The following is a 23,794-nucleotide window of genomic DNA, read 5'->3' as shown; positions in this document are numbered from 1 at the left end:
AAGGCAGGGTCCGGCGAAAGGGAGACGGCAGCCGCCGACGGCGAATTCCCCCGAATTGAGGGCGCGTGCGCCGGCCGATCAGGCGGCAGGCAGGCCGGGCCGGTCGAGCCCGGCGGGCGACAGCGTGAAGATCTCGCAGCCATCGGCGGTCACGCCCACCGTGTGCTCGTACTGCGCCGAAAGCGACCGGTCACGGGTGACCGCGGTCCAGCCGTCGGAGAGAACCTTCACGTGCGGCCGGCCGAGATTGATCATCGGCTCGACGGTGAAGATCATGCCTTCGCGCATTTCCACGCCGTCGGACGGCGTGCCGTAATGGAGGATGTTCGGCGCGTCGTGGAACAGCCGGCCGACACCGTGGCCGCAGAAATCGCGGACCACCGAGCAGCGCTCGGCTTCCGCATAGGCCTGGATGGCGGCGCCGATGATGCCGGTCTTGGCGCCGGGCCGGATGGCCGCGATGCCCCGCATCATCGATTCGTAGGTCACCTCCATCAGCCGTTCGGCCGCGCGTTTCACCTGTCCGACCGGGTACATGCGGCTGGAATCGCCGTGCCAGCCATCGAGGATGTAGGTGACGTCGATGTTGACGATGTCGCCGTCCCGGAGCGGCTTGTCGTTGGGAATGCCGTGGCAGACGACGTGATTGATGGAGGTGCAGCACGACTTGGTGTAGCCGCGGTAATTCAGCGTCGCGGGTATGGCCCCGTGGTCGGCGCCGAATTCGTAGACGAAGCGATCGATTTCCTCGGTCTGGACACCGGGCTTGACCATGTCCGCCAGTTCATCGAGGCAGCGCGCGGTCAGTTGGCAGGCCTTGCGCATGCCTTCGAAATCCTCGGCCCCGTAAAGCCGGATCTGGCCGGTGTTTTTCAGCGGAGCCGTTGCCGCATCGACATAGGTGACCATCGTTCGTTTCCTCGCGCCGGCATCACAGGTCGCGCGTCCGCGCTGCCATTGTTCGTGTGATGCCTGTCAAATGGCATCATTCGCCGGGCCATTCAAGCCATGCGCGGCCGGGCCGCGTCATTCCGCCATTCGCGCGGGCTCGATCGCAAGCAGCCCGGTCGCCGTGATGTCCGTTTCCGTCAGGTCGCAGCCGAGCGCATAGGCCTCGACGCCCGCGGCGCTCGCGGCTTCGAAGGCGGCTGCGTAGGCCGGGTCGAGATCGCCGCAGAGGCGAAAGCGGCTGCAGTCGCCACGCTGGATGAGATAGACCATCACGGCCTTGTGCCCCTCCGCCACCATGGCCGCAAGTTGGCCCAGGTGCTTCGTGCCGCGCGCCGTCACCGTGTCGGGGAACTCGGCGAGGCCGGGTACGCGCATCAGGTGGACGTTCTTCACCTCGACATAGGCGAGGCCGCGGTCCGGATCCTCCAGCAGGATGTCGATGCGCGAATTCGCGCCGTAGCGCTGTTCCCGCTTCAGCGTCTGCCAGCCGGCGAGATCCGGCAGGAGGCCGGAGAGGATCGCCTCCTCGACCAGCCGGTTCGGCAGGCCGGTATTGATGCCGACCATGGCGCCGTCCGCCTCCACCATCTCCAGCGTGTGCGCGTATTTCCGTTTCGGATTGTCGGAGCGCGACAGCCAGACCCGCATGCCGGGATCGCTCAGCCCCATCATTGACCCGGTATTGGGAACCGAGACGGTGGTCACATCACCATTGTCGAGCGTGACGTCGGCGAGAAACCGCTTGTAGCGGCGGATCAGCGTGGCGGGGATCAGGGGGCTTGGAAATCTCATGCCCGCTGCTTGCCTGATCCGCGCGGACCGTTCAAGCAGGGAGAAGGCATGTGCCGGGGGAAATCCCGGTTTTCCTGCCGTTCAACGAATGATCTGGCAGCGGAAGACCTGGAGACGTCCGGAAACTGGCGGGCTTGTTCGCCGCCGGGCTATTCGTCCTCGGTCCGGCTCTCATTGGGATCGGCGCGCGGTTGCTCCTCGGTGATCGGCTTGGACGGATTGGGCTTTTTCGGCTTCCGGGTCTCGTCGTCTTCGCCAGGGGCAGGCTGTTCGGCGGTAATGGGCTTGGATGTATTGGTCATGAGGTCTCCTGTGGGCATCACTCGCAACCTTTCGGCAGAGCGCCGGACCGCCACGATCAGGAAAGCCCTGAACCGGGCCCGGACGCACTGCGCTGCTATGACTGTCTCGTCCAATCATCTCCGTGCTGTTTTGTTCCCGCCCGCTGGCATGGACACGTCAACCGCCATCCATGTGTCGCGGCCTCACGAGAAGCCGCGTCTTCCGGCCATACTGGAATTTCGGTGAGACTTTGGAATACGCCTGCTTCCCGAAGGCTCGTCTTTGATCTTGAATGACGGGGACAGGAGCGCCGGCCTGGATCGAGGACGCTGCCGCATGAGAACCTTGCGACGGACCGCGGCCGAAAGGGACTCGCGCTCCGAGCGAGAACGACACGTGAGCTGTCAGATCGACGGCGGTGAAAGGACAGGGAAAAGGTATGGCCACGATCGCAAGAATTGATCTGCGGATGATCGACCTCACGCCGAAAGTGAAGAGAACCGACGCTATCCAGTCGTTCGTGAGCCAGGAAACGCCGATCGTCACGATCACGGACAGCGATGGGGCTGTTGGAACGGGCTACAGCTACACGATCGGCACGGGCGGGCCGTCCGTCATGGCCCTGCTGGAAAAGACGCTTGCGCCCGCGCTGATCGGCCGGGATCCGGACTGTATTGACGGCATCTGGAAAGATCTTCTCTTTTCGACCCATGCCACCGCGGTAGGGGCCATCACGTCGCTGGCGATCGCGGCAATAGATATCGCGCTGTGGGATCTGCGGTGCCGCAAGCATGGTCTGCCCCTCTGGAAAGCCGCCGGCGGCACACGCAACCGCATTCCCCTCTATTCGACGGAAGGCGGCTGGCTGCACCTGGAAACCCCGGCTCTGGTCGACGATGCGCTTGCCATGAAAGAGGCCGGGTTCAAGGGGTCCAAGATCAAGATTGGCCGCCCTCATCTGAGCGAGGACGCTGCCCGGCTCTCGGCCGTCCGCGCAGCCGCCGGGGATGAATACGAAATCCTGACGGACGGCAATCAGGGCTTTACCCTGTCGGAGGCCATTCGCCGCGCGGGAATGCTCCAAGAGGTGGGCGTCGGCTGGTTCGAGGAACCCTTGCCGGCGGATGACATCGCGGCGCATGTCGAGTTGTCGCGCCGCACGTCGGTACCGATCGCCGTCGGCGAAAGCATGTATTCCCTGAGCCAATTCAAGGATTATCTCCAGGCCGGTGCCGCCAGTATCGTCCAGGTGGATGTCGCGCGGATCGGGGGCATCACCCCCTGGCTCAAGACGGCCCATCTCGCGGAAGCGTTCAACGTCATGGTCTGTCCGCATTTCCTGATGGAATTGCACCTGCCGCTTGTCTGCGCCGTGCCGAATGCGCGCTGGCTGGAATACATACCCCAGTTGGACAGCGTGACATCGCAACAAATGCGCATGGAGGATGGATTCGGGATTCCTTCGGACGACCCGGGACTCGGAATTGCATGGGATTGGGATGCAATCCGGGCGCAGGAACTGTTCAGGTCGACTGTCACATCCCGATGACAGCAACCGGTCAGCCAGTTTCCCTGGCCCGGTGGAACGCTTCGTGGCGGGGCAGGGGGCGCCGTTCATCCCGCAAGCTTCGAACGGCATGAACGCAGCGCGCGAGGCGATGACATCCGGTCACCGTGGGCGGCGCTTGGCGCATGGCGTTGTCTCTCACCTTTCGCCGCGCCGGGAACAAGTGGGCGCAAGAACGGGTTGTGGTTCAAAGCCGACCAACCCGCCAGACAAAAGTGAGGCCCACCATGCCGAAGATCAACGACACCCGTATTCTCATCATGGCAACCGATGGCTTCGAGCAATCCGAACTGCTCGTGCCGCTGGAGCAATTGAAGAAGCTGGGAGCGGATGTCCACGTCGCGACACCCGGTGGAGCCACGATCAAGGGCTGGAACGATCACGACTGGGGACAGTCCGTGGAAGCGGACCTTTCGCTGGAGAATGCACAGGTCGAGGATTACGACGCGCTGGTGATCCCTGGCGGCCAGATGAATCCGGATATCCTTCGCACCGACGAAAAGGCGGTGTCACTGGTCCAGGAGTTCTGCAAGGCAGGCAAGACCATTGGCGCGATCTGTCATGGCCCGTGGCTGCTGGTCGAGGCCGGTATCGTCGACGGCCGCCGTGTGACGTCCTATCATTCCATCGCGACGGACCTGAAGAATGCAGGGGCCAAATGGCAGGACGAGGAGGTTGTCGCCGACAACGCCATCGTGACCAGCCGGTCGCCCGGCGACCTTCCCGCCTTTGTTGACAAGGTTGTCGAGGAGATCGAGGAAGACCGCCACCGGCGCGCTGCCTGACAGAGACCCCATGAAGGTGACCATCCGGCTGAATGCCGGTGGTCGCGCGGCAAGGGTGGCCGACAAGCGCGATGTCGCGCCGGCTCGACAAGTCGGTTTCCAGCTCTGATGGCTCACGGAAGGGAACGAGGTGGCGGCAAAGGGTGGTTCAAGACTGGTCATTTACGCCGCGCTGACCGGCAATGCGCTGATTGCCGCGACGAAATTCGCCGCCGCCCTTTACACCGGCAGTTCGGCGATGCTCAGCGAAGGGGTTCACTCCGTCGTCGATACGGGCAACCAGCTCCTGATGCTCCATGGGCTGCGCAAGGCCGAAAGGCCGCCGGACGAGGCGCATCCGCTCGGCTACGGCAGGGAAGTCTACTTCTGGAGCTTCATTGTTGCACTCCTGGTGTTTGCCGTTGGCGCCGGCGTGTCGCTTTACCAGGGCATCGAGCACATCCGTCACCCGGTTCCGGCGCAGAACATCACGGTCAACTATGTCGTGATCGGTCTTTCGATGATCTTCGAAGGCGTGGCCTGGGTCTTTGCACTGCGGCACTTCCAGCGCGAGAAGGGGCGGCTCGGTTACCTGGCCGCGGTTCGGCGCAGCAAGGACCCGACGGTCTTCACAGTGCTCTTCGAGGATAGCGCAGCACTTCTGGGTCTGCTGGTGGCCTTCGTCGCCATATCGGCAGCGCACTATTTCGACATGCCGGTTCTCGACGGGATCGGGTCGCTCGGCATCGGTCTGATCCTGGCGGTCACGGCCATGTTTCTTGCCATCGAATGCAAGGGCCTCTTGCTGGGTGAACCGGCGCTGCCCGCCGTTCGCGACCGCATCAGGAAAACGGCAGAAGCGGACCGCGACGTGATTGCCGTTGTCGATGTCCTGACGGTTCAACTGGGTCCGCATGATGTGGTGGCGGCCATCGACGTCGCGTTCCGTGACGACATGACCACGCCCGATATCGAAACCTGCGTGAAGCGCATCGAGACTGCCATCCGCGGCAATGCGGAAGAGGTCTCCTCCGTCTTTATCCGGCCGAGATCGCCTTGACGGAATTCCGTTCCGGGTCGCGCTGATTATCAGGGGCGCCGTTCGTTGACGATGCGGCTCCTGGCCTCGCTGCGCCCTCAAGGACGGGTGATCTTCATGATCGATTGTTGGAGCAAATCATGGGAACCCGTGTCCCAGGAGGTGCGGGCGGCTGTTACGGGAAGCCGAAAATGTCGCCCATGTTCTCGATGATTGCCACCAGCAGCACGACGCCCGCGAACAGCAGCGCCAGCCACCAGAAGTACTGGAAGACGATCGCGGCGACCCCGAGGCTGGTTCCGTAGACCGGGTATCGCCAGTTTTCCCGCAGAATGCCGGAGATGACCGAAAGCACGACCGCGACCACGCCGAGGATGGGTGCCGCGATCGCGACATGGTTCCACAAGGAAGGCGCCACTGCTTCGGGCGCCGGGTTGGGCAGTCCGAAGAAGGAACGCCACGCCGAGCGCCTGATCTCGCCCGCGATCTCGCCAATCTGGGAGGCGACGGAGGGCTTCGGTTCAAATGCCGGCCCCGCGATCTGGGCGAACACCAGGACCAGTGCGATCGCGCCGGTCACAACGGCCCAGAAGCCCCATTGCCGGAGAAATCGCGACGAACCGTCTGGAGTATTCCTGCTTTTTGCCGTCATGCGCAAAGAACTCCGATGAAAGTCCCGATTTGAACAGCGATGTCTTTAGCTTTTCATAACGCGATGGGTGATGAGGCCGGCCCCGCGCGCATGAGCATTGCCGGCAATCGCCGGCGTCCGCCGGGCGCGCAACGGGCGCCAGGTCAAACGGGAACAGGCGAGCCGCATCCTGGCAGGTCAGGGTCGCGCCTCGGCGTGCGCCAATCGGTCCCTTGTCGGGCATGCTGCTTGTGCATGAGGTGCCGCCGCATGCAGCATGCGTACGCGATCCCGCCGGGATATCAATGTTTTGGATGATCTGGAGAGTTTGGTCTTGGTACGCCCTACGGGACTCGAACCCGTGTTTCCGCCGTGAAAGGGCGGCGTCCTAGACCGCTAGACGAAGGGCGCGTTCAAGACGAGACGGCGTATAGATAGATTCCCGCTGTCGGGCAACCCCTGCCGGCTCGCTTTGTGAAAAAAAATTGGCAGGGACGCCGCCATCGCGGTCGCGGGCCGCAGACGGGCCTCGGCGATCAGTGCCGAAACGACGGTTTGAAAGCGTTTTTTCAGCCGCTTTGTGCCGTTTGTTCAACCGGTGTGTGAACAAGGACGAAGCCCGGAGAAGGCCGGCGCATCGGTAGACGCGGATCGCCCGCCGGCCGGCCGGACGGCTACTTGCGACGGCGCGAGGACCGGCGGCAGCGCCAGTTCCAGTCGCGCTCGGGGCCGATGTCGATATGCACGGAATTGGTATGGCAATAGGTGCCCACGCCACCCCGTCCGGGCATCGAGCGCAGGTATTTGGCCAGCACCCATTTCGAAATGCCGGGCACCTGGATGTCCGCAGCCGCGCAATACATGTGCAGCGAGTTCTTGGCGCCGCGCGCGCGCCGGTTGCGCTTCGCGCTGCGGTAGCCGGACGTCACGATCAGCTTTTCGCCGTAATGGCTTTCGATGGTCTTGAGGACGCGGACCAGCTGCGGCTTGAGGCAGGCCACGTCGACGTTCTCCGTCTGCAGCTTGAGCCCGTTGGGCGCCAGCCGCGCCAGCCCGGTTACCGAGGCGACGCGAACGGGCGCATCGTCCGCCTCGTTCAGGTCGACGTCGCTGTCGTCGTAGCCGCCCGACTTGCGCTTGATCTCGAACAGCGATTCCGCGCGCACGCCGGGCAGGGCGGTCAGGCTGCCGGTGGCGCCCGGCGGCAGGTTGCTTTCCAGAGAAGCGGTACGGATGGTCTTGCGCGCGGTGGCGCGCACCTGCGGTGCCGCCGCCGGGGTCCGGATCTGGTTCCCGCGCGGCAGGTTTGCCGTCGGACGCGGCGGCTGGGTGGAAAACAACGAGGAGAGGAACCCGCGCTTTTCGATCTGCGGCGCGGCAGAAGCCATCTGCACCGGGGCCGCTTCTGCCTGCGTGTCGCCGCTGCCGGTCGCCTCGGCGGTGCTGTCGGCCGGCAGGCGCGGAGCGGGACTCGGAACCGGACCCGCGGCCTGAGCGACACGCGCGGAGGCAATGGCGCTCTCTGCCGACTGGACGTCGCCGCTGTTTTCCGGCGTCGCCGCAGCCAGCGCCGCGGCCTCTGGCTGCGCTTGAGCCGGCACGCCGGCCTGCCCGTTGTTGCCATCGGCCGCTGCCGCGGCATTGTCCGCTGTCTGGGGGGCGAAGGCGTTGCTGCCGGAGGCGTCGTTTACCGGCTCGTAGGCCGCTGCATCACCCTGGCTGACGCCATCGCCTGTCGTGACGCCCTGCGAGGCCACGTCGGCCAGGGCCAGTTCCATGGGAGGGACGGGGGTCGAGGTACAGCCCGCGAGGCCGACAGAGAGAGCCGCGACGGCTGCATAGGCTGCCAACGCGCTCCATCGGGGCAATCGCGCCTGTTTCAACAAGTATCCCCCTTGGCGGCCGTCCAGGTCCGGCCGGCAGAATGCCGCTCCGGAAAAAGAAAATCACAGCGCCAGCCGAATCGCATCCCCTGGCGCCGAACTGTGACTATAGCACGGCGGTTAATCGTCAATTGAGGCAACAAAATGGACAATCGGTGGCAGGGGCTTTGCGGCATGGCGACGCATGTTGTCACACCCGTGCAAGCACGTATTCGCCGGGCGCAGGGCAGATCGGCTTGAGCTTCTTGCCGCCCACCTTGCGGGCCTTCACGCGCTTGCGCGTGTCGAGCCCCTCGATCCATGCCTGCCAGTGAACCCACCACGATCCGGGCGTTTCCTTCGCGGCCGCCACCCAGTCCTCGAAGTTTCCTTCCGGCTTGCCGCCGCTCCAGAACTGGTACTTCACCTTGTCCGGCGGGTTGATGACGCCGGCGATGTGGCCGGACCCGGCCATCACGTATTGCACGTCGCCGCCGAAATAGCGGCATCCGTGGAACACCGACTTGGCCGGCGCGATGTGGTCTTCCTTGGCGGCCAGGTTGTAGACGGGAATCTTGACGTCCTCGAGATGGACCGGGGCGCCGCCCAGCATCAGCTTGCCCTTGGAGAAATTGTTCTCCAGGTAGCAGTTGCGCAGGTAGTAGGAGTGGTTTGCCGCCGTCATGCGCGTGGAATCGGAATTCCAGTAGAGCAGGTCGAAGGCCATCGGCGTCTTGCCGCGCATGTAGTTGTTGACGGCGTAGTTCCAGATCAGCTCGCGCGACCTGAGCATGTTGAAGGCCGTGGCCATCTTGCCGCCGTCGAGATAGCCCTTGGCCTCCATCTGGCGCTCCACGCCCTTCACCTGGTCCTCGTCGACGAACACGGCGAGGTCGCCCGCATAGGTGAAGTCGACCTGCGTGGTGAAGAAGGTCGCCGAGCGGATGCGCGTTTCGCCGTCCCGCGCGAACATGGCGAGCGCTGCGGCCAGCAGCGTGCCGCCGACGCAGTAGCCGATCGCGTTGACTTCGCGTTCGCCGGTCGCCTGCTCGATGGTGTCGAGGCCGAGCACGATGCCTTCCTGGATGTAGGCTTCCCACGTCTTCTTGCGGTGCCGCTCGTCCGGGTTGACCCAGGAGACGACGAAGACCGTGTGGCCCTGTTCCGTCAGCCAGCGGATGAAGGATTTTTCCTTGTTCAGGTCGAGGATGTAGAACTTGTTGATCCACGGCGGCACGATCAGCAGCGGGCGCTTGAGCACCGTCTCCGTCGCCGGTTCGTACTGGATGATCTCCGCCGTCTCCGACCGCGCGACCACCTGGCCGGGCGTGTTCGCCATGTTCTCGCCGACCTTGAACGGGCTGGCGTCCACCTGGCGGATCTTCAGGTCGCCTTTTCCCGCCTCGATGTCCTCGGCCAGCATCTCCATGCCGCGCACGATGTTTTCGCCGTTGGAGGCGATCATCTCGCGGTAGAGTTCCGGGTTGGTCAGCAGGAAATTCGACGGCGAGATCGCGTTGGAAATCTGGTCGACGTAGAATTCCGCCTTGTGGCGCGTCTTCGGGTCCAGCCCGTCCGCCTCGGTCACGAGATCATGCGCCCAGCGGCTGGTCACAAGGTAGGTCTGCTTCAGGAAGTCGAAAAAGGCGTTATTGTCCCACTCGGGATCGGAGAACCGCTTGTCGCCCCGGTCCGGCTTGACGACGTTTTCCTCGGTGTCCCCGGTCGCGCGGCGAACCGAGTTGGTCCACACCGTCATGTAGTTGGAAAACAGGCGGGTTTGGGCGTCGAGCGCCCGTGCCGGGTCTGCCAGCCAGTATTCGCCGACCTTGGAAAAGGTCTTCACCATGTCGGCCATCGGCTCGGCGACCGGGTCGACCTTGCCTTCCTCGCGCGGCGCGATCCAGTTCGACGCGGCCTTGCCGGCCGCCTCGATGGCGCGGGCCATGTTGCGGGCAAAGGCCTCCGGATCCTTGACGATGTAGGACCCGAGCTGATCGGCGGACGGGCCAGACCCTTTGTTGTCCTTGTCGTCCTTCGACATTGTCTTTATTCCTCCCGGAGTGCGCGATGGCGGCTTTTTGTTGACACAATAGGCTGTAAACAAAACGTCATTCAAGATCGACAATGGTCGGTCGATGATGCGGATGCTTGGCGAGTTCCCTGTCGGCCCGCGATGAACGGGGTGAATCGATGAGGCTTTTCTTGCCGCAAGGTGTCAGGAAGATGACGCTGGGACATGCCGCGCTGGTCACGGCGGGAATGCTGGCCGCCGGCTGCACCACCGCCAGCCTCGAGGATGCTGCACCGCGGTCGCTGATGCCCGCGCCGTCCGTGGCAGGCGCGCCGGCGCCCGTGTCGCGGCCGGCCGGTGCCCAGGCGGATACGCAGGCCGCCGCCGTGCAGGGCGAGCGCCCGCCGCCGGTGCCGCCCGCCATGACCGATGCCCGCAACACCGGCCAGTTTCCCAACATCAACGTCGTCCCGGAGGGCCAGACGTCGCAGATTTCGGCACGCGAACGGGCGGCAACGGTCTGGGAATTGCGGCAGGCACGCAAGGTGCAGGACTGGAACAGGTCCAAGACCGAGGTCCTGTCCGACGAGGAATTGCGCCGCCTCGGCAAGACGCATGCGCAAGAGACATTGAAGCAGATTGAAAACGAGTGACGCTATCGACCCGGCGGGGGCGAGGGTGTATAGCGTGCCGCTGGAGAGAGCCGGCAAATGACGGCTTCGAGCAAGTGATGGTCACGACGATGGAAGAATTTCACAAGGTCCGCAGGCTTCCACCCTATGTGTTCGAGCAGGTCAACCGGCTGAAGGCCAGTGCCCGGGCCGCCGGGGCCGATATCATCGACCTTGGCATGGGCAACCCGGACCTTCCCACGCCGAAGTCCATCGTCGACAAGCTGGTCGATGTCGTGCGCGATCCGCGCACCCATCGCTATTCCTCCTCGCGCGGCATTCCCGGCCTGCGCAAGGCACAGGCGAACTACTATGCCCGCCGCTTCGGTGTGAAGCTCAATCCCGACACCCAGGTCGTCGCCACGCTCGGATCCAAGGAGGGCTTTGCCAACATGGCCCAGGCCATCACGGCGCCCGGCGACGTCATCCTGTGCCCCAACCCGACCTATCCGATCCACGCCTTCGGCTTCATCATGTCCGGCGGCGTCATCCGCGCTCTGCCCGTCGAGCCGAACGACGCCTTCATGGCGGCGCTCGATCGCGGCGTCCGCCACTCGATCCCCAAGCCGCTGGCGCTCATTCTCAACTATCCGTCCAACCCGACGGCCCACGTCGCCTCGCTCGATTTCTATCGCGAGGTCGTCGATTACGCCCGCAAGAACGACATCATCCTGCTGTCGGACCTGGCCTATTCGGAAATCTACTTCGACGACAACCCGCCACCCTCGCTGCTGGAAGTGCCGGGCGCCATGGACATCGCCGTCGAGTTCACCTCCATGTCGAAGACCTTCTCCATGCCCGGCTGGCGCATGGGCTTCGCCGTCGGAAACGAACGCCTGATCGCGGCGCTTGCCCGCGTGAAGTCCTACCTCGACTACGGCGCCTTCACGCCGATCCAGGTCGCGGCCACCGCCGCGCTCAACGGCGACGGTTCCGAGATCGAGGAAGTGCGCCAGATCTACAAGGCGCGCCGCGACGTGATGGTCGATTCCTTTGCCCGCGCCGGCTGGGACGTGCCGCCGCCGCCGGCCACCATGTTCGCCTGGGCGCCGATTCCCGAGCCGTTCAAGGCCATGGGATCGCTGGAATTCTCCAAGCTGCTGGTGGAAAAGGCCCATGTCGCGGTGGCGCCGGGCATCGGTTTCGGCGAACATGGCGACGATCACGTGCGCCTTGCCCTGGTGGAAAACGAGCACCGGATCCGCCAGGCCGCGCGCAACATCAAGAAGTTCCTGTCCACGGCCGCGCCGACGGACAAGGACAACGTCGTGTCCCTGTCGGCACGCCGCTGACGGCACGGCATCCGGGCCGGCGTCCTGCCGGCCCTGCGGAACAGCAATCGAAGAGGGACGGGGGACGTCGCCACCATGACTGAGGCGCTGCGCGTAGGAATTGCCGGTTTGGGAACGGTGGGAGCGTCGGTCGTGCGCATTCTTGCCGAACATGCAGCCGTGCTCACCCGGCAGTGCGGCCGGACCATCGAGGTGGCCGCCGTCAGCGCGCGCGACCGCAGCCGGGACCGTGGCATCGACATCTCCGGAATGTCCTGGTTCGACGACCCGGTGGAACTGGCCCGTTCCAACGGCATCGATGTCTTCGTGGAACTGATCGGCGGCGATGCCGGCGCGCCCTACGAGGCCGTCAAGGCGGCGCTGAATGCCGGCCGCCACGTCGTCACCGCCAACAAGGCGCTTCTGGCCAGGCATGGCGTCGAACTGGCCGCCATCGCCGAGGAGAAGGGCGTTCTGCTCAATTTCGAGGCCGCCGTCGCCGGTGGCATCCCGGTCATCAAGACCATGCGCGAGGCCCTGGCGGGCAACACCATCGAGCGCGTCTTCGGCATTATGAACGGCACCTGCAACTACATCCTGACGCGCATGGAGGAAGAGGAAATCCCCTTCGCCGACGTGCTGGCGGATGCGCAGCGCCTGGGCTATGCCGAGGCCGATCCGACCTTCGACATCGAGGGCAACGACACGGCCCACAAGCTGGCCATCCTGACCTCGATCGCTTTCGGCACGCAGATCGCCGCCGACGACATCTACCTGGAAGGCATCTCCAACATCTCGCTGGCCGACATCCACGCCGCCGGCGAACTCGGCTACCGCATCAAGCTCCTCGGCGTGGCGCAGAAAACCGACAGCGGCATCGAGCAGCGCGTTCATCCGACAATGGTGCCGAAAAGCTCGGTCATCGCCCAGGTGCACGGCGTGACCAACGCGGTGGCCATCGAGACCGACCTTCTGGGCGAACTGCTGCTGTCGGGTCCCGGCGCCGGTGGCAATGCCACGGCCTCGGCGGTCATCGGCGACATCGCCGACATCGCCAAGAGCCAGCCCGGTTTCCAGCACGGCCCGGCACTCGGCTGGCCGGCGAAGGACCTCAAGCCCTACGAGCGGGCGCGGATGCGCAGCCACGAGGGCGGCTATTTCATCCGCCTGACCGTACACGACCGCACCGGCGTCTTCGCCGGCATCGCCCGCCGCATGGCCGACAACGCCATTTCCCTGGAATCGATCGTCCAGCGGTCCGACCCGGCGGAAGACGGCGGAACCGGGGCCAAGACGGTCATTCTCGTCACCCACGAGACCACGGAAGCGGCCGTCCGCAAGGCCGTGGAGGGAATCACCGAGGATGGTCATCTCACCGATCGTCCGCAGGTCATTCGCATCGAACGGGCCGACTGAGCCTGCACGCGGGGTCTTTCGGCAAGTCGTTGACTTTCAATCGGTTTGAATTTTACCGAACCGTGAGAAAGGCCGCGGCGGCCCTTGCGGCCCGCCCGCCGCTCTGACAAAAGATCGCTCGGATGGACCTGCCGCCAGGCAGGTTCGAGGTCTCGATCAGTCTTTCCAGTCAGGATGTGCCATGGCCAAGAACGCGTCTTCCGGTCTCGACCGTATACTTACCCTCGAACTGGTGCGCGTCACCGAGGCGGCGGCCGTTGCGGCGGCGCGCCTGCGTGGTCGCGGCGACGAGAAGGCGGCCGACCAGGTCGCCGTCGACGCCATGCGCAACGAGCTCAACCGCCTGCCGATCGCCGGCACGGTCGTCATCGGCGAGGGCGAGCGCGACGAGGCGCCGATGCTCTACATCGGCGAGGAGGTCGGCATGGGCGGCTCCGAGGTCGACATTGCGCTCGACCCGCTGGAAGGCACCACCATCTGCGCCAAGAACCTGCCCAACTCGCTGGCCGTCATCGCCATCGCCGAAAAGGGCAGCCTGCTCTATGCGCCTGATGTCTACATGGACAAGATCGCCATCGGACCCGGCTACCCGAAGGGCACGGTCAGCCTCGAGGCCAGCGCCCGCGACAACATCCACGCGCTGGCCAAGGCCAAGGGCGTGCCGGTCAACGAGATCACCGCCTGCATCCTCGACCGCCCGCGTCACGCCCGCCTGATCGAGGACGTGCGCGAGACTGGTGCCTCCATCCGCCTGATCGGTGACGGCGACGTGGCCGGCGTCATCCATACGACCGATCCCGACGAGACCGGTATCGACATCTACCTCGGCATCGGCGGTGCGCCGGAAGGCGTGCTGGCCGCAGCGGCCCTGCGCTGCATCGGCGGCCAGATGGAAGGCCGGCTGCAGCTCAACTCGGAGGAAAAGATCGCCCGCGCCAAGACCATGGGCATCGAGGATCCGAACAAGATTTACACCATGGAGGAAATGGCCCGCGGCGATGTCCTCTTCGCGGCCACCGGCGTGACCGACGGCAATATGCTCTCGGGCGTGAAATTCGCCCGCGACTACATCGGCACCCACACCATCGTCATGCGTTCCTCCTCGCAGACCGTGCGCGAGATCAAGGCCAAGCACCAGGACCAGTCCAAGTTCTGAGCCCCGGACGCACCGCATCGATCCGGCGATCCCGGCTGCTCCGCCTGCGGGGCGGCCGTTCTCTTTTGCCTTGTCTTTGCCGGATTGCCGGTCGAGCCTTGCGGCCATGGACGTGCGAATGGGCGGCAAGGTGAAGGACATGACGGACGCGGCGCCGAAGCCACCGGATATCAGGCACCGGATCATGGCCGGCTTCATCGGCAATGTCGTGGAATGGTACGATTTCGCGCTCTACGGATACCTGGCCGGCGTCATCGCGCCGGTATTCTTCCCGGCCGGGAACCCCACCGCAGCCCTGATCGCCACCTATGGCATCTTCGCCGCCGGCTTCATCATGCGCCCGCTTGGAGCGGCCGCATTCGGCTGGTTCGGCGACCGCTACGGCCGGGCGCGCACCATGCAGATCTCCGTCGTCATGATGGCCCTGCCGACGCTGCTGCTCGGCCTGCTGCCGTCCTATCAGACCGCGGGGCTGGCAGCACCGGTCCTGCTTGTCCTCGTCCGCCTCGTCCAGGGTCTGTCGGTCGGCGGCGAGTTCTCGTCCTCGGTCACCTATCTCGTCGAAACCGCGCCCGAGGGAAGGCGCGGCGTCACCGGGAGCTGGGCCAATATCGGCTCGATGTCGGGATCGCTGCTCGGCGTCGGCGCGGCGGCGCTCGTCACCAGCCTGTTCAGCGCCGCGGACCTGCATGACTGGGCCTGGCGGCTGCCGTTCCTCGGCGGCGCCATCCTCGGCACGACGGCCATATGGCTGCGGCGAAACCTTCATGAATCGAAGCGCTTCCGGGAGCATCACGCGTGCCGCGAGGAAACCTCGCCGCTGCTCCAGGCCTTCACGACCAACCGGCGCGAGACGCTGTTGGCGCTGGCCTTCGCCGCCAGCTACGGCACCAGCTATTACATCGCGTTCGTCTATCTGCCGGAATGGCTCTCGGCGCAGCATCTCATGGCGCGTGGCGACGCGTTGACGATCAACACGCTGATGACCTTTCTCGTCATCCCGGCCATGCCGCTGGCCGCCATCGTGGGAGACCGGGTCCTGCCGCGCCGGACCTGGATCGCGATCGCGCTGGCCGCCCTCGGCCTGGCAGCCTGGCCGCTGCAGGCCTGGATGCTCGCGTCGTCAGGCTCGCTTGCCTCGGTGATCGTCGCCCATGCGCTGACCTTCCTGCTGCTCGCGGTCCCGCTCGGGTCGGGCCCGGCGCTGTTTGCCGAGCTCTTTCCCGAATCCGATCGCCTGTCCGGCTATTCGGTCGCCTTCAATATCGGGCTCGGCATCTTCGGCGGCCTGACGCCGATGATCGCCACCAGCCTGATCGCCTTGACAGGCAATCCGCTGGCGCCGGCCTTCTACATGGTGGCTGCGGCGGCGCTGGCCGTGGTGGCTCTGGTCCTGATGCCGGACCGCAGCCGGGAGCCCCTGCGCTGAACGGCGCCCCGCTGGAGCCGCGCTTGCCATCGCGCCGGTGCGGCGGGCATTCTCCGGCGCGAACCGAATCACGAGCGGACACGCGGCCATGGACAAGACCTATTTCCTGAATGTCCGGCAGTCGGCCTCCGGCATGGCCTGGCGGTCCCGCCTGGGGCCGGCGGAGGAGAATGTCGCGCTCGCCATGGCCCAGACCCACGGCATCGACGATCTCGTCGCCCGCGTCATGGCAGGTCGGGGTGTGTTGCTGCAGGATGCTGAACGGTTCCTGCAGCCGACCATCCGCGACCTCATGCCCGATCCGTCCAGCCTGACCGCCATGGACGCCGCCGCCGAGCGCATTGCCGCCGCGATCGTCAACGGCGAACGCGTGGCGATCTTCGGCGACTACGACGTCGACGGCGCCGTTTCCTCGGCGCTGATGAGCCGCTATCTCAACCATTTCGGCGTTCCCCACGAGATCTACATCCCCGACCGGATCTTCGAGGGTTACGGGCCCAATCCCGCCGCCATGCGCGACCTGCGCGGCCGCGGCGCCGGCCTGATCGTCACCGTCGACTGCGGCTCCAACAGCGCCGAGGCCATCGCCGCCGCCGTCGGGGCGGGCGCCGATGTCGTCGTGCTCGATCACCACCAGATGCTGGCTGAGCCGCCAGCCGGCGCGACCGCCGTGGTCAATCCCAACCGCGACGACGATCTGTCCGGACAAGGGCACCTGTGTGCCGCGGGCGTCGTCTTCCTGGCACTGGTGCGCGTGTCGAGCCTGATCCGCGCGCGCAGGGGCAAGCCGCCGCCGGACCTTCTCGGCATGCTCGATCTCGTCGCCATGGCCACGGTTTGCGATGTCGTGCCGCTGAAAGGCGTCAACCGCGCCTTCGTGACCAAGGGTGTCCAGGTGGCCCGCAGCCTTCACACGCCCGGCATGGCGGCGCTGGCCGCCGTTGCGCGCATCGGCGAACCCATCGCCCCCTGGCATTTCGGTTTCGCCCTCGGACCGCGGATCAATGCCGGTGGACGGATTGGCGACGCCGCCCTCGGCAGCCGCCTGCTGGCGAGCGACGATCCAGGCGAAACGCGCGAGATCGCCGGCCGTCTGGATGCGCTGAACCAGGAACGCCAGGCCATGGAGCAGGCCATGCTGGCCGATGCCCGCGCCCAGGCCGAGGCGGAAATGCTGCACGGCGCCGGTCCGGCCGTGCTCGTCACCGAAAGCACCGACTGGCACCCGGGAATCGCCGGGCTGATCGCCTCGCGCCTGAAGGACTTTGCCCGCCGTCCCGCCTTCGCCATCGCCTTCGACGTGAACGGCCGGGGCACGGGGTCGGGCCGGTCGATCCCCGGCTTCGATCTCGGCCGCCTCGTCGGCGAGGCTGTCAGGGAGGGTCTGCTGGTCAAGGGCGGCGGCCATGCCATGGCGGCCGGCATCACGGTCGAGCGGGCGCGCCTTGGCGATCTGCGGGCATTTTTCGAGGAACGTTCACGGGCAGCGGTCGACCAGCTCGTCGCCACCCAGTCGCTCAAGATCGACGCCGCGCTGACGGCTGACGGCGCCACGGTAAAGCTGATGGACCTGCTCGAACAGGCCGGGCCTTACGGTGCTGGCCATGCTCAGCCCGTTTTTGCCATGCCGCGCCACACGGTCACGGCGGTCCAGCCGGTGGGCAATGCCGGCGCGCATTTGCGCGTCTCGCTGCAGTCGCAGACCGGCCGGCGCATCGATGCCATGGCCTTTCGTGCCGCCGACACGGACCTGGGACGCTTCCTGGCGGCGAGCCGCGGCCGGATGATCCACACGGCCGGGACGCTCGGCCTCAATCACTGGAACGGGCAGGTGCGGGTGCAGTACCGGCTGCTGGATGCGGCGGAGATCGGGTGACGATCAGACGCTGACGGACTGGAGCCGCTTGATGTCGGCCATACGGTGCATCGTTTCGGCATAGCCCAGCTCGATGGCTTCGGCGGCGCGGTGAAATTCCGTCAGGCCGACCTGCGAGAGCGCCGGGAAAAGCGACAGGTCCGGCGGATCGCCCGCCAGGCGGGCCCGCGAGATGCGGTCCTGGATGATGTTGAAGGCTTCCACCATGACGCCGGTGATGCCGAGCCGTGCCGGTTTCTCGTTGGCCGGCGGTGTTTCCGCCGCCTCGGCGTCGTCGTTGTCCGCGGCCGTTGCCGCGTGCTTCACCACCGCAGCACGGCCGAACAGGTCGTAGTGCAGGTTCACGGCGATCACCAGCCGCTGCTCGTAGGCCCGGCAGACCGACACCGGCACCGGGTTGACCAGCGCCCCGTCGACCAGCGTGCGTCCATTGCTGACGACGGGTTCGAAGACGCCGGGCAGCGCGTAGGACGCGCGCATGGCGGTGATCAGCGAGCCGCTGTGCAGCCAGATCTCGTGGCCGGTCATGATCTCGGTCGCCACGCAGACAAAGGGGGCCGGCAGATCCTTGAAGGTCAGGCCTTCCATGTGTTCGCGCATCCGTGCGTCCAGCCGCATGCCGCCAAGCAGGCCGTTGCCGCCGAAGTTCAGGTCGAGCAGGCCCAGCAGCCGGCGCCGCGTCAGGCTGCGCGCGAATTCTTCCAGTTCGTCCAGCTTTCCGGCAAGGTAGCAGCCGCCGACCAGTGCGCCGATCGAGGTTCCGGCAATCATGCCCACCGGCACCTCCGCCTCATCGAGCGCGCGCAGAACGCCGATATGGGCCCAGCCGCGGGCAGCGCCGCCGCCGAGGGCAAGCGCGATTCCCTTCTTCCGTGAAGCGGGGGCAGGGGCTGGCGGATCCTGGGTCAGGACCGGGGGCGGCGCCCCTGTGTGCGCGGCAGGCTTTTCCTTGTGGGACATGGCCCAGAGCTGCATGCCAGCCTCCTATCGATATTTCCAGTATCGCTGATTTTATTCAACGACTGGTAAATTCGGAATCAAATCGGCCGGTTTTTCGGCAACTGCCGCGTTACTGGTCTTTTCCGTAGACGGTTTCGGCGTCAAATCGCCGCGGTGTGCCGTCGTCGGCGAGATGCGGCCCGCCGTCCGCGAGCGATGCGATGCGGTAGAAGCAGGACCGCTTGCCTGTGTGGCAGGTCGCATCGTGTCCGCCAACGCGAACCTTCAGCCAGACCGCGTCCTGGTCGCAGTCGGTGCGCATCTCGACCACCTCCTGCATGTTTCCGGAGGTCTCGCCCTTCTTCCACAAGGCCTTGCGCGACCGCGACCAGTAATGCGCCAGCCCGGTTTCGAGTGTCAGCGCCAGGGCTTCGGCGTTCATGAAGGCGACCATCAGCAGTTCGCCGTCGTCCGCATCCGTCACGACGGCGGTGACGAGCCCGTTGGCATCGAAGCGCGGCGTGAAATCCGCGCCGGTCTCGAGGACATGCTTGTCGGAAGAGGGGGCCTTGAAGGCGGTATCGGTCATGGCCGGTCCCGTGTCGCGGCGGCTCGGAACCGGCTGGCGCCTCAGCGGCGGCCCATGTCCCGTGCCAGGGTGAAGAAGCGCACCTGCTCTTCCGGGTTGTCGCGGAAGGCGCCGGTGAAGGTGGAGGTCGTGGTGGTCGACCCCTGCTGGCGGATGCCGCGCATGGCCATGCACATGTGCTCGGCCTCGATCAGCACCGCGACGCCGCGCGGATTTAGCACGTCCTGGATGGTGGCGGCAATCTGCGCCGTCATCGCTTCCTGGGTCTGCAGGCGGCGGGCGAAGATGTGTACCACGCGCGCGATCTTCGACAGGCCGAGCACCTTGCCGTCCGGCAGGTAGCCGACATGGGCGCGGCCGATGATCGGCACCATGTGATGTTCGCAATGGGAATGGAACTGGATGTCGCGCACGATGACCATGTCGTCATAGCCCGCCACTTCCTCGAAGGTGCGGCCCAGTTCCTCGGCGGCGTTGGCGCCGTAGCCGGAGAACATCTCCTCGTACGCCTTGACCACGCGGGCGGGCGTGTCGAGGAGGCCCTCGCGATCCGGGTTGTCGCCGACCCAGCGCAACAGGGTGCGCACGGCGGCTTCCGCTTCTTCGCGGCTCGGCCGGTCTTCCATTGTGTCTGTCTTGATGGTGTCGGTCAGGGAAGAAATGTTGGTAACGATGGCATCCATGACGAGGCGTCTCCCGTAGTTCCTCTCAAGATACGGAGGAACGAGTTGAACGGACCACTGCCTGCAACGGTTTTCCGGAATTTTCCGAAACCTGCCGACCTGCGGCGTTTCCTGCCGGCCTTGGGTGATGCTGTTCCTTCGCACAGCTTGCCGCGCGGCCTGACCAGACCTTATATAGTCTGCGAGTGACGAAATCAAAGATGCGTTCCGCGGCATTTGTCTTGCCGAACGCGTCAAGAAGGACGAAGCGGTCATGATCGACGACGTCTACAATGCCAAGATCCTCGGGTTTGCCGGCAACATCCCGCGCATGCCGCGCCTGGCCGACCCCGACGCCACGGCGACGGCCCATTCCAAGCTCTGCGGATCGACCGTGACGGTCGATCTCAAGGTGAACGACGGTGTGGTGACCGGTTTCGCGCACGACGTGAAGGCCTGTGCGCTTGGCCAGGCCTCGTCGTCCATCATGGCGCAGAACATCGTCGGTGCCACGGCGGACGAACTGCGCCAGGTCCGCGAGACCATGCGCAGGATGCTCAAGGAGAACGGTCCGCCGCCGGAAGGCCGCTTCGCCGACCTGAAATACATGGAGCCCGTGCGCGATTACAAGGCACGTCATGCCTCCACCATGCTGACCTTCGATGCCGTGGTCGACTGCCTCGACCAGATCGACCGGAAGGCGGCTGCCGCCTGACCATGACCACTATCGGCCACCGCGGACGAAACTGGGCCGGCGCGTGGCCGAAGACGCCCGGCCGCCTGTTCGGCACCGGGTTCATCCGGCTCTACCAGCTCACGCTGTCCGGCTTCATCGGCAATTCCTGCCGCCACATGCCGACCTGTTCCGAATACGGATACGAGGCCATTGCCCGCCATGGCCTGTGGAACGGCGGCTGGCTGACGCTGTTCCGCGTCGGGCGCTGCGGTCCCGGCGGCACCTGCGGTATTGACAACGTGCCCGAGGTGCTGGCGCCCGATCAGCACTGGTGGACGCCGTGGCGCTTCTGGCGCAATGGCCGCCACCGCCACGATCACGGCCACTGAGACGGCGCATCACGCGGTGCGGGGTATGCGCAGCACCTGGCCGGGAACGATCAGGTCCGGGTTGGAGATGATGTGCTGGTTGGCCTGGTGGATGACGGTGTATTGCGACGCGTCGCCCTCGAAATAGTCCCTGGCGATCGACGACAGCGTTTCTCCGCTGGCCACGGTGTGCTGCCAGTAGCCGGCATAGCCGTCGAGGATCATCGGGCCGTAGAGCACGGGAACGACGACTGTCGGCGGGGTCCCGCCATCGCCGCCGCCGGAATCGTCCGTCACGGTGACGAACAGGCGGTTGAGCATGAAGGCCGGGCCGGGCGGAATGGTGACCGACCCCTGGAAGGGCCGGATAGATGTCGCGCCGGCGGCTGCGGTGCCGGTGTACTCGGCATGGCCTTCCGACACCCGGATCGTCAGGTGGCCCTCGAAGGCGACGGCATTGCCGGCGATCAGGATGGTGGACCCGACGAGGTCCCATGGCCGGGGCTGCAGGATTTCGATGTTCATGACATGGCTCCTGTTCGCTCCCCGCCGGCAAACCTTAGGCCGGACGAATTGTCGCTGTCAGTGACCGATATCATTGCCCCGCTCTTTACGGGGCGGACCCGGATGGCTAGATAGGCCGCGAATCCGGCCCGCGCATCAGGGCCGAAAACCCACCCGCGACCGTAGGCGGGACTGGACAACAGGAGACAGACCCATGGCCGATGCCGTATCCCTGACATTTCCCGATGGTTCCCGGCGCGACTATCCCGCCGGCGCGACCGGCCGCGATGTCGCCGAGAGCATCTCGAAATCGCTGGCCAAGAAGGCCGTCGCGATTGCGCTCGACGGCGAGTTGCGCGATCTCGCCGATCCCGTGGACGCCGGCGAAATCGAGATCGTGACGCGCGATGATCCGCGCGCGCTGGAGCTCATCCGCCACGATGCCGCCCACGTCATGGCCGAGGCCGTGCAGGAACTGTGGCCGGGAACCCAGGTGACCATCGGCCCGGTGATCGAGAACGGCTTCTACTACGATTTTGCCCGCAACGAGCCCTTCACGCCCGACGATCTGCCGAAGATCGAGAAGAAGATGAAGGAGATCATCGCGCGCAACCGGCCGTTCACCAAGCAGGTCTGGTCGCGCAACAAGGCAAAGGACGTGTTTGCCGGCAAGGGCGAGAACTTCAAGGTGGAACTGGTCGACGCCATTCCGGAAGACCAGGACGTCAAGATCTACCACCAGGGCGACTGGTTCGATCTCTGCCGTGGCCCGCACATGGTCTCCACCGGCCAGGTCGGCACGGCGTTCAAGCTGATGAAGGTCGCCGGCGCCTACTGGCGCGGCGATTCCAACAACCCGATGCTGACCCGCATCTACGGCACCGCCTGGGCCGACCAGCAGCAGCTGGAAGACTACATCCACATGCTGGAGGAGGCAGAGAAGCGCGACCACCGCAAGCTCGGACGCGAGATGGACCTGTTCCATTTCCAGGACGAGGGCCCCGGCGTCGTCTTCTGGCACGCCAAGGGCTGGCGCATGTTCCAGAGCCTCGTCTCCTACATGCGCCGCCGCCTGAACGAGCAGGGCTACGACGAGGTCAACGCGCCGCAGATCCTCGACAAGAGCCTGTGGGAGACCTCCGGCCACTGGGGCTGGTACCAGGAGAACATGTTCGCGGTGAAATCCGCCCATGCCTTCACCAACCCCGATGACGAGGAGGCCGACCACCGCGTCTTCGCCATCAAGCCGATGAACTGCCCCGGCCACGTTCAGATCTTCAAGCACGGCCTGAAGTCCTACAAGGAACTGCCGATCAAGTTGGCGGAATTCGGCAACGTACACCGCTACGAACCGTCCGGCGCGCTGCACGGGCTGATGCGCGTGCGCGGCTTCACACAGGACGATGCCCACATCTTCTGCACCGAGGAGCAGCTCGCCTCCGAATGCATGCGCATCAACGATCTGATCCTGTCGACCTATGCCGACTTCGGCTTCGACGAGATCACGGTGCTGCTGTCCACGCGGCCGGAAAAGCGCGTCGGCTCCGACGAGAACTGGGATCACGCCGAGGAGGTGATGACCGCGGTCCTCAAGCAGATCGAGGACAAGTCCGGCGGCCGCATCAGGACCGGCATCAACCCGGGCGAGGGTGCCTTCTACGGGCCGAAGTTCGAATATGTCCTGAAGGATGCCATCGGCCGCGAATGGCAGTGCGGCACCACCCAGGTCGACTTCAACCTGCCGGAGCGCTTCGGTGCCTTCTACATCGACGACCGGTCGGAGAAGCGCCAGCCGGTCATGATCCACCGCGCCATCTGCGGGTCCATGGAGCGTTTCCTCGGCATCCTGCTGGAAAACTACGCCGGCCACATGCCGCTGTGGTTCGCCCCGACGCAGGTCGTGGTCGCGACGATCACCTCCGACGCCGACGACTACGCGCGCGATGTGGCCGCGCGGCTGAAGGAGGCCGGCCTCGTGGTGGAGGCGGACCTGCGCAACGAGAAGATCAACTACAAGGTCCGCGAGCACAGCCTCGCCAAGGTCCCGGTGATCCTCGTCTGCGGCAAGCGCGAGGCGGAGGAAGGCACGGTCAACCTGCGCCGGCTCGGCTCGCGCGACCAGGAGTCGATGACGGTGGAGCAGGCCATGCACCGCCTGCTGGAAGAGGCGACCCCGCCCGACCAGCGCCGCAGGCAGCAGGCACGGGTCGCCAGCATCAACTGACACCCACCCTTGCAATCGGGAAGAAGCCGGTCCGCTACTTGCGGGCCGGCTTTTTTCTTGTCCGCTGCGCCTGGCCGGTCCAGCGCGATACAGGTGATGCAGCCCGGTGAC

At 65.5% G+C, this 23,794-nt stretch carries 22 protein-coding genes and 1 tRNA gene; 12 read left to right on the top strand and 11 right to left on the bottom strand.

What is annotated here, in order from left to right; all coding sequences use genetic code 11:
* Positions 1–78: 78 nt before the first annotated feature.
* From map to CSC94_RS24500, 3 genes are all read right to left on the bottom strand, one after another.
* Positions 79–909: a type I methionyl aminopeptidase gene (map, locus tag CSC94_RS04575; RefSeq protein ID WP_099304276.1), complete on the bottom strand. Its 831-nt coding sequence runs from the start codon at positions 907–909 to the stop codon at positions 79–81.
* 117 nt (positions 910–1,026) lie between these two features.
* Positions 1,027–1,743, bottom strand: coding sequence for a DNA/RNA nuclease SfsA (sfsA, locus tag CSC94_RS04570; protein WP_099304274.1), 717 nt, complete (start codon positions 1,741–1,743; stop codon positions 1,027–1,029).
* 149 nt (positions 1,744–1,892) lie between these two features.
* Entirely contained in the window at positions 1,893–2,045 is a 153-nt protein-coding gene (locus CSC94_RS24500; RefSeq protein WP_165784317.1) for a hypothetical protein, read from the bottom strand.
* A gap of 419 nt (positions 2,046–2,464) precedes the next feature.
* Between CSC94_RS24500 and CSC94_RS04565 the strand changes: the two genes are divergently transcribed.
* From CSC94_RS04565 to CSC94_RS04555, 3 genes are all read left to right on the top strand, one after another.
* Positions 2,465–3,574 (top strand): mandelate racemase/muconate lactonizing enzyme family protein, encoded by a 1,110-nt coding sequence (locus tag CSC94_RS04565; RefSeq protein WP_099304272.1) that lies wholly within the window; start codon positions 2,465–2,467, stop codon positions 3,572–3,574.
* 245 nt (positions 3,575–3,819) lie between these two features.
* Positions 3,820–4,377 carry a type 1 glutamine amidotransferase domain-containing protein gene (locus CSC94_RS04560; protein ID WP_099304270.1) on the top strand — a complete coding sequence of 186 codons (558 nt, stop codon included), beginning with the start codon at positions 3,820–3,822 and terminating at the stop codon, positions 4,375–4,377.
* Between the two features lie 130 nt (positions 4,378–4,507).
* Complete coding sequence (locus CSC94_RS04555; RefSeq protein ID WP_099304268.1) at positions 4,508–5,416, top strand: cation diffusion facilitator family transporter; 909 nt, start codon at positions 4,508–4,510, stop codon at positions 5,414–5,416.
* Positions 5,417–5,570: 154 nt separating this feature from the next.
* Here CSC94_RS04555 and CSC94_RS04550 read toward each other — a convergent pair whose 3' ends face one another.
* The 4 genes from CSC94_RS04550 to phaC all read right to left on the bottom strand — a co-directional run bounded on the left by CSC94_RS04550 (position 5,571) and on the right by phaC (position 9,932).
* The gene (locus tag CSC94_RS04550) at positions 5,571–6,047 is read right to left on the bottom strand and encodes a hypothetical protein (protein WP_133122817.1); all 477 of its coding nucleotides are present in this window, start codon (positions 6,045–6,047) and stop codon (positions 5,571–5,573) included.
* Positions 6,048–6,361: 314 nt separating this feature from the next.
* A tRNA-Glu gene (locus tag CSC94_RS04545) sits at positions 6,362–6,437 on the bottom strand.
* 263 nt (positions 6,438–6,700) lie between these two features.
* A complete protein-coding gene (locus CSC94_RS04540; protein WP_245408255.1) occupies positions 6,701–7,876 on the bottom strand; it encodes a D-Ala-D-Ala carboxypeptidase family metallohydrolase in 1,176 nt (391 codons plus the stop codon).
* A gap of 223 nt (positions 7,877–8,099) precedes the next feature.
* Positions 8,100–9,932 carry a class I poly(R)-hydroxyalkanoic acid synthase gene (gene phaC / locus CSC94_RS04535; protein WP_099304262.1) on the bottom strand — a complete coding sequence of 611 codons (1,833 nt, stop codon included), beginning with the start codon at positions 9,930–9,932 and terminating at the stop codon, positions 8,100–8,102.
* Between the two features lie 182 nt (positions 9,933–10,114).
* On the opposite strand from phaC, the gene CSC94_RS04530 reads away from it, so the two are divergent.
* The 6 genes from CSC94_RS04530 to recJ all read left to right on the top strand — a co-directional run bounded on the left by CSC94_RS04530 (position 10,115) and on the right by recJ (position 17,721).
* Positions 10,115–10,555: a hypothetical protein gene (locus tag CSC94_RS04530; protein ID WP_099304260.1), complete on the top strand. Its 441-nt coding sequence runs from the start codon at positions 10,115–10,117 to the stop codon at positions 10,553–10,555.
* Between the two features lie 89 nt (positions 10,556–10,644).
* Positions 10,645–11,865 carry an LL-diaminopimelate aminotransferase gene (locus CSC94_RS04525; RefSeq protein WP_099305212.1) on the top strand — a complete coding sequence of 407 codons (1,221 nt, stop codon included), beginning with the start codon at positions 10,645–10,647 and terminating at the stop codon, positions 11,863–11,865.
* A gap of 75 nt (positions 11,866–11,940) precedes the next feature.
* Entirely contained in the window at positions 11,941–13,260 is a 1,320-nt protein-coding gene (locus CSC94_RS04520) for a homoserine dehydrogenase (RefSeq protein ID WP_099304258.1), read from the top strand.
* Positions 13,261–13,441: 181 nt separating this feature from the next.
* Positions 13,442–14,416 (top strand): class II fructose-bisphosphatase, encoded by a 975-nt coding sequence (glpX, locus tag CSC94_RS04515; protein WP_099304256.1) that lies wholly within the window; start codon positions 13,442–13,444, stop codon positions 14,414–14,416.
* Between the two features lie 118 nt (positions 14,417–14,534).
* Positions 14,535–15,845, top strand: a complete 1,311-nt coding sequence (locus CSC94_RS04510) for an MFS transporter (protein ID WP_205853231.1) — start codon at positions 14,535–14,537, stop codon at positions 15,843–15,845.
* Positions 15,846–15,933: 88 nt separating this feature from the next.
* A complete protein-coding gene (gene recJ, locus CSC94_RS04505) occupies positions 15,934–17,721 on the top strand; it encodes a single-stranded-DNA-specific exonuclease RecJ (RefSeq protein ID WP_099304254.1) in 1,788 nt (595 codons plus the stop codon).
* A 3-nt stretch (positions 17,722–17,724) separates the two neighbouring features.
* Here recJ and CSC94_RS04500 read toward each other — a convergent pair whose 3' ends face one another.
* The 3 genes from CSC94_RS04500 to folE form a co-directional block, all read right to left on the bottom strand.
* Positions 17,725–18,696: a patatin-like phospholipase family protein gene (locus CSC94_RS04500; protein ID WP_099304252.1), complete on the bottom strand. Its 972-nt coding sequence runs from the start codon at positions 18,694–18,696 to the stop codon at positions 17,725–17,727.
* A 94-nt stretch (positions 18,697–18,790) separates the two neighbouring features.
* Positions 18,791–19,249, bottom strand: a complete 459-nt coding sequence (gene hisI, locus CSC94_RS04495; protein ID WP_099304250.1) for a phosphoribosyl-AMP cyclohydrolase — start codon at positions 19,247–19,249, stop codon at positions 18,791–18,793.
* 41 nt (positions 19,250–19,290) lie between these two features.
* A complete protein-coding gene (gene folE / locus CSC94_RS04490; protein ID WP_425356505.1) occupies positions 19,291–19,875 on the bottom strand; it encodes a GTP cyclohydrolase I FolE in 585 nt (194 codons plus the stop codon).
* Between the two features lie 310 nt (positions 19,876–20,185).
* Here folE and CSC94_RS04485 point away from each other — a divergent pair, with 310 nt between their 5' ends.
* Together CSC94_RS04485 and yidD are read left to right on the top strand one after the other, a co-directional pair.
* Positions 20,186–20,626, top strand: coding sequence for an iron-sulfur cluster assembly scaffold protein (locus CSC94_RS04485; RefSeq protein ID WP_099304246.1), 441 nt, complete (start codon positions 20,186–20,188; stop codon positions 20,624–20,626).
* Positions 20,627–20,628: 2 nt separating this feature from the next.
* Positions 20,629–20,976, top strand: a complete 348-nt coding sequence (yidD, locus tag CSC94_RS04480) for a membrane protein insertion efficiency factor YidD (RefSeq protein ID WP_099304244.1) — start codon at positions 20,629–20,631, stop codon at positions 20,974–20,976.
* 9 nt (positions 20,977–20,985) lie between these two features.
* On the opposite strand, the gene CSC94_RS04475 is transcribed toward yidD, so the two are convergent.
* A complete protein-coding gene (locus tag CSC94_RS04475; protein ID WP_099304242.1) occupies positions 20,986–21,480 on the bottom strand; it encodes a LysM peptidoglycan-binding domain-containing protein in 495 nt (164 codons plus the stop codon).
* A 193-nt stretch (positions 21,481–21,673) separates the two neighbouring features.
* On the opposite strand from CSC94_RS04475, the gene thrS reads away from it, so the two are divergent.
* The gene (gene thrS / locus CSC94_RS04470; protein WP_099304240.1) at positions 21,674–23,683 is read left to right on the top strand and encodes a threonine--tRNA ligase; all 2,010 of its coding nucleotides are present in this window, start codon (positions 21,674–21,676) and stop codon (positions 23,681–23,683) included.
* Positions 23,684–23,794: the final 111 nt, after the last annotated feature.

Origin of the sequence: Zhengella mangrovi (assembly GCF_002727065.1) — a bacterium.
GTDB lineage: Bacteria > Pseudomonadota > Alphaproteobacteria > Rhizobiales > Rhizobiaceae > Zhengella > Zhengella mangrovi.
Note: the sequence above shows the minus strand (reverse complement) of the source record. Positions and strands in the feature narration are given on the sequence as shown.

Coding starts and splice junctions, on each gene's coding strand:
- map (WP_099304276.1), bottom strand. CDS start 909: ATGGTCACCTATGTCGATGCGGCAACGGCTCCGCTGAAAAACACCGGC.
- sfsA (WP_099304274.1), bottom strand. CDS start 1,743: ATGAGATTTCCAAGCCCCCTGATCCCCGCCACGCTGATCCGCCGCTAC.
- CSC94_RS24500 (WP_165784317.1), bottom strand. CDS start 2,045: ATGACCAATACATCCAAGCCCATTACCGCCGAACAGCCTGCCCCTGGC.
- CSC94_RS04565 (WP_099304272.1), top strand. CDS start 2,465: ATGGCCACGATCGCAAGAATTGATCTGCGGATGATCGACCTCACGCCG.
- CSC94_RS04560 (WP_099304270.1), top strand. CDS start 3,820: ATGCCGAAGATCAACGACACCCGTATTCTCATCATGGCAACCGATGGC.
- CSC94_RS04550 (WP_133122817.1), bottom strand. CDS start 6,047: ATGACGGCAAAAAGCAGGAATACTCCAGACGGTTCGTCGCGATTTCTC.
- phaC (WP_099304262.1), bottom strand. CDS start 9,932: ATGTCGAAGGACGACAAGGACAACAAAGGGTCTGGCCCGTCCGCCGAT.
- CSC94_RS04530 (WP_099304260.1), top strand. CDS start 10,115: ATGACGCTGGGACATGCCGCGCTGGTCACGGCGGGAATGCTGGCCGCC.
- CSC94_RS04525 (WP_099305212.1), top strand. CDS start 10,645: ATGGAAGAATTTCACAAGGTCCGCAGGCTTCCACCCTATGTGTTCGAG.
- CSC94_RS04520 (WP_099304258.1), top strand. CDS start 11,941: ATGACTGAGGCGCTGCGCGTAGGAATTGCCGGTTTGGGAACGGTGGGA.
- glpX (WP_099304256.1), top strand. CDS start 13,442: ATGGCCAAGAACGCGTCTTCCGGTCTCGACCGTATACTTACCCTCGAA.
- CSC94_RS04510 (WP_205853231.1), top strand. CDS start 14,535: ATGGGCGGCAAGGTGAAGGACATGACGGACGCGGCGCCGAAGCCACCG.
- recJ (WP_099304254.1), top strand. CDS start 15,934: ATGGACAAGACCTATTTCCTGAATGTCCGGCAGTCGGCCTCCGGCATG.
- CSC94_RS04500 (WP_099304252.1), bottom strand. CDS start 18,696: ATGCAGCTCTGGGCCATGTCCCACAAGGAAAAGCCTGCCGCGCACACA.
- hisI (WP_099304250.1), bottom strand. CDS start 19,249: ATGACCGATACCGCCTTCAAGGCCCCCTCTTCCGACAAGCATGTCCTC.
- folE (WP_425356505.1), bottom strand. CDS start 19,875: ATGGAAGACCGGCCGAGCCGCGAAGAAGCGGAAGCCGCCGTGCGCACC.
- CSC94_RS04485 (WP_099304246.1), top strand. CDS start 20,186: ATGATCGACGACGTCTACAATGCCAAGATCCTCGGGTTTGCCGGCAAC.
- yidD (WP_099304244.1), top strand. CDS start 20,629: ATGACCACTATCGGCCACCGCGGACGAAACTGGGCCGGCGCGTGGCCG.
- CSC94_RS04475 (WP_099304242.1), bottom strand. CDS start 21,480: ATGAACATCGAAATCCTGCAGCCCCGGCCATGGGACCTCGTCGGGTCC.
- thrS (WP_099304240.1), top strand. CDS start 21,674: ATGGCCGATGCCGTATCCCTGACATTTCCCGATGGTTCCCGGCGCGAC.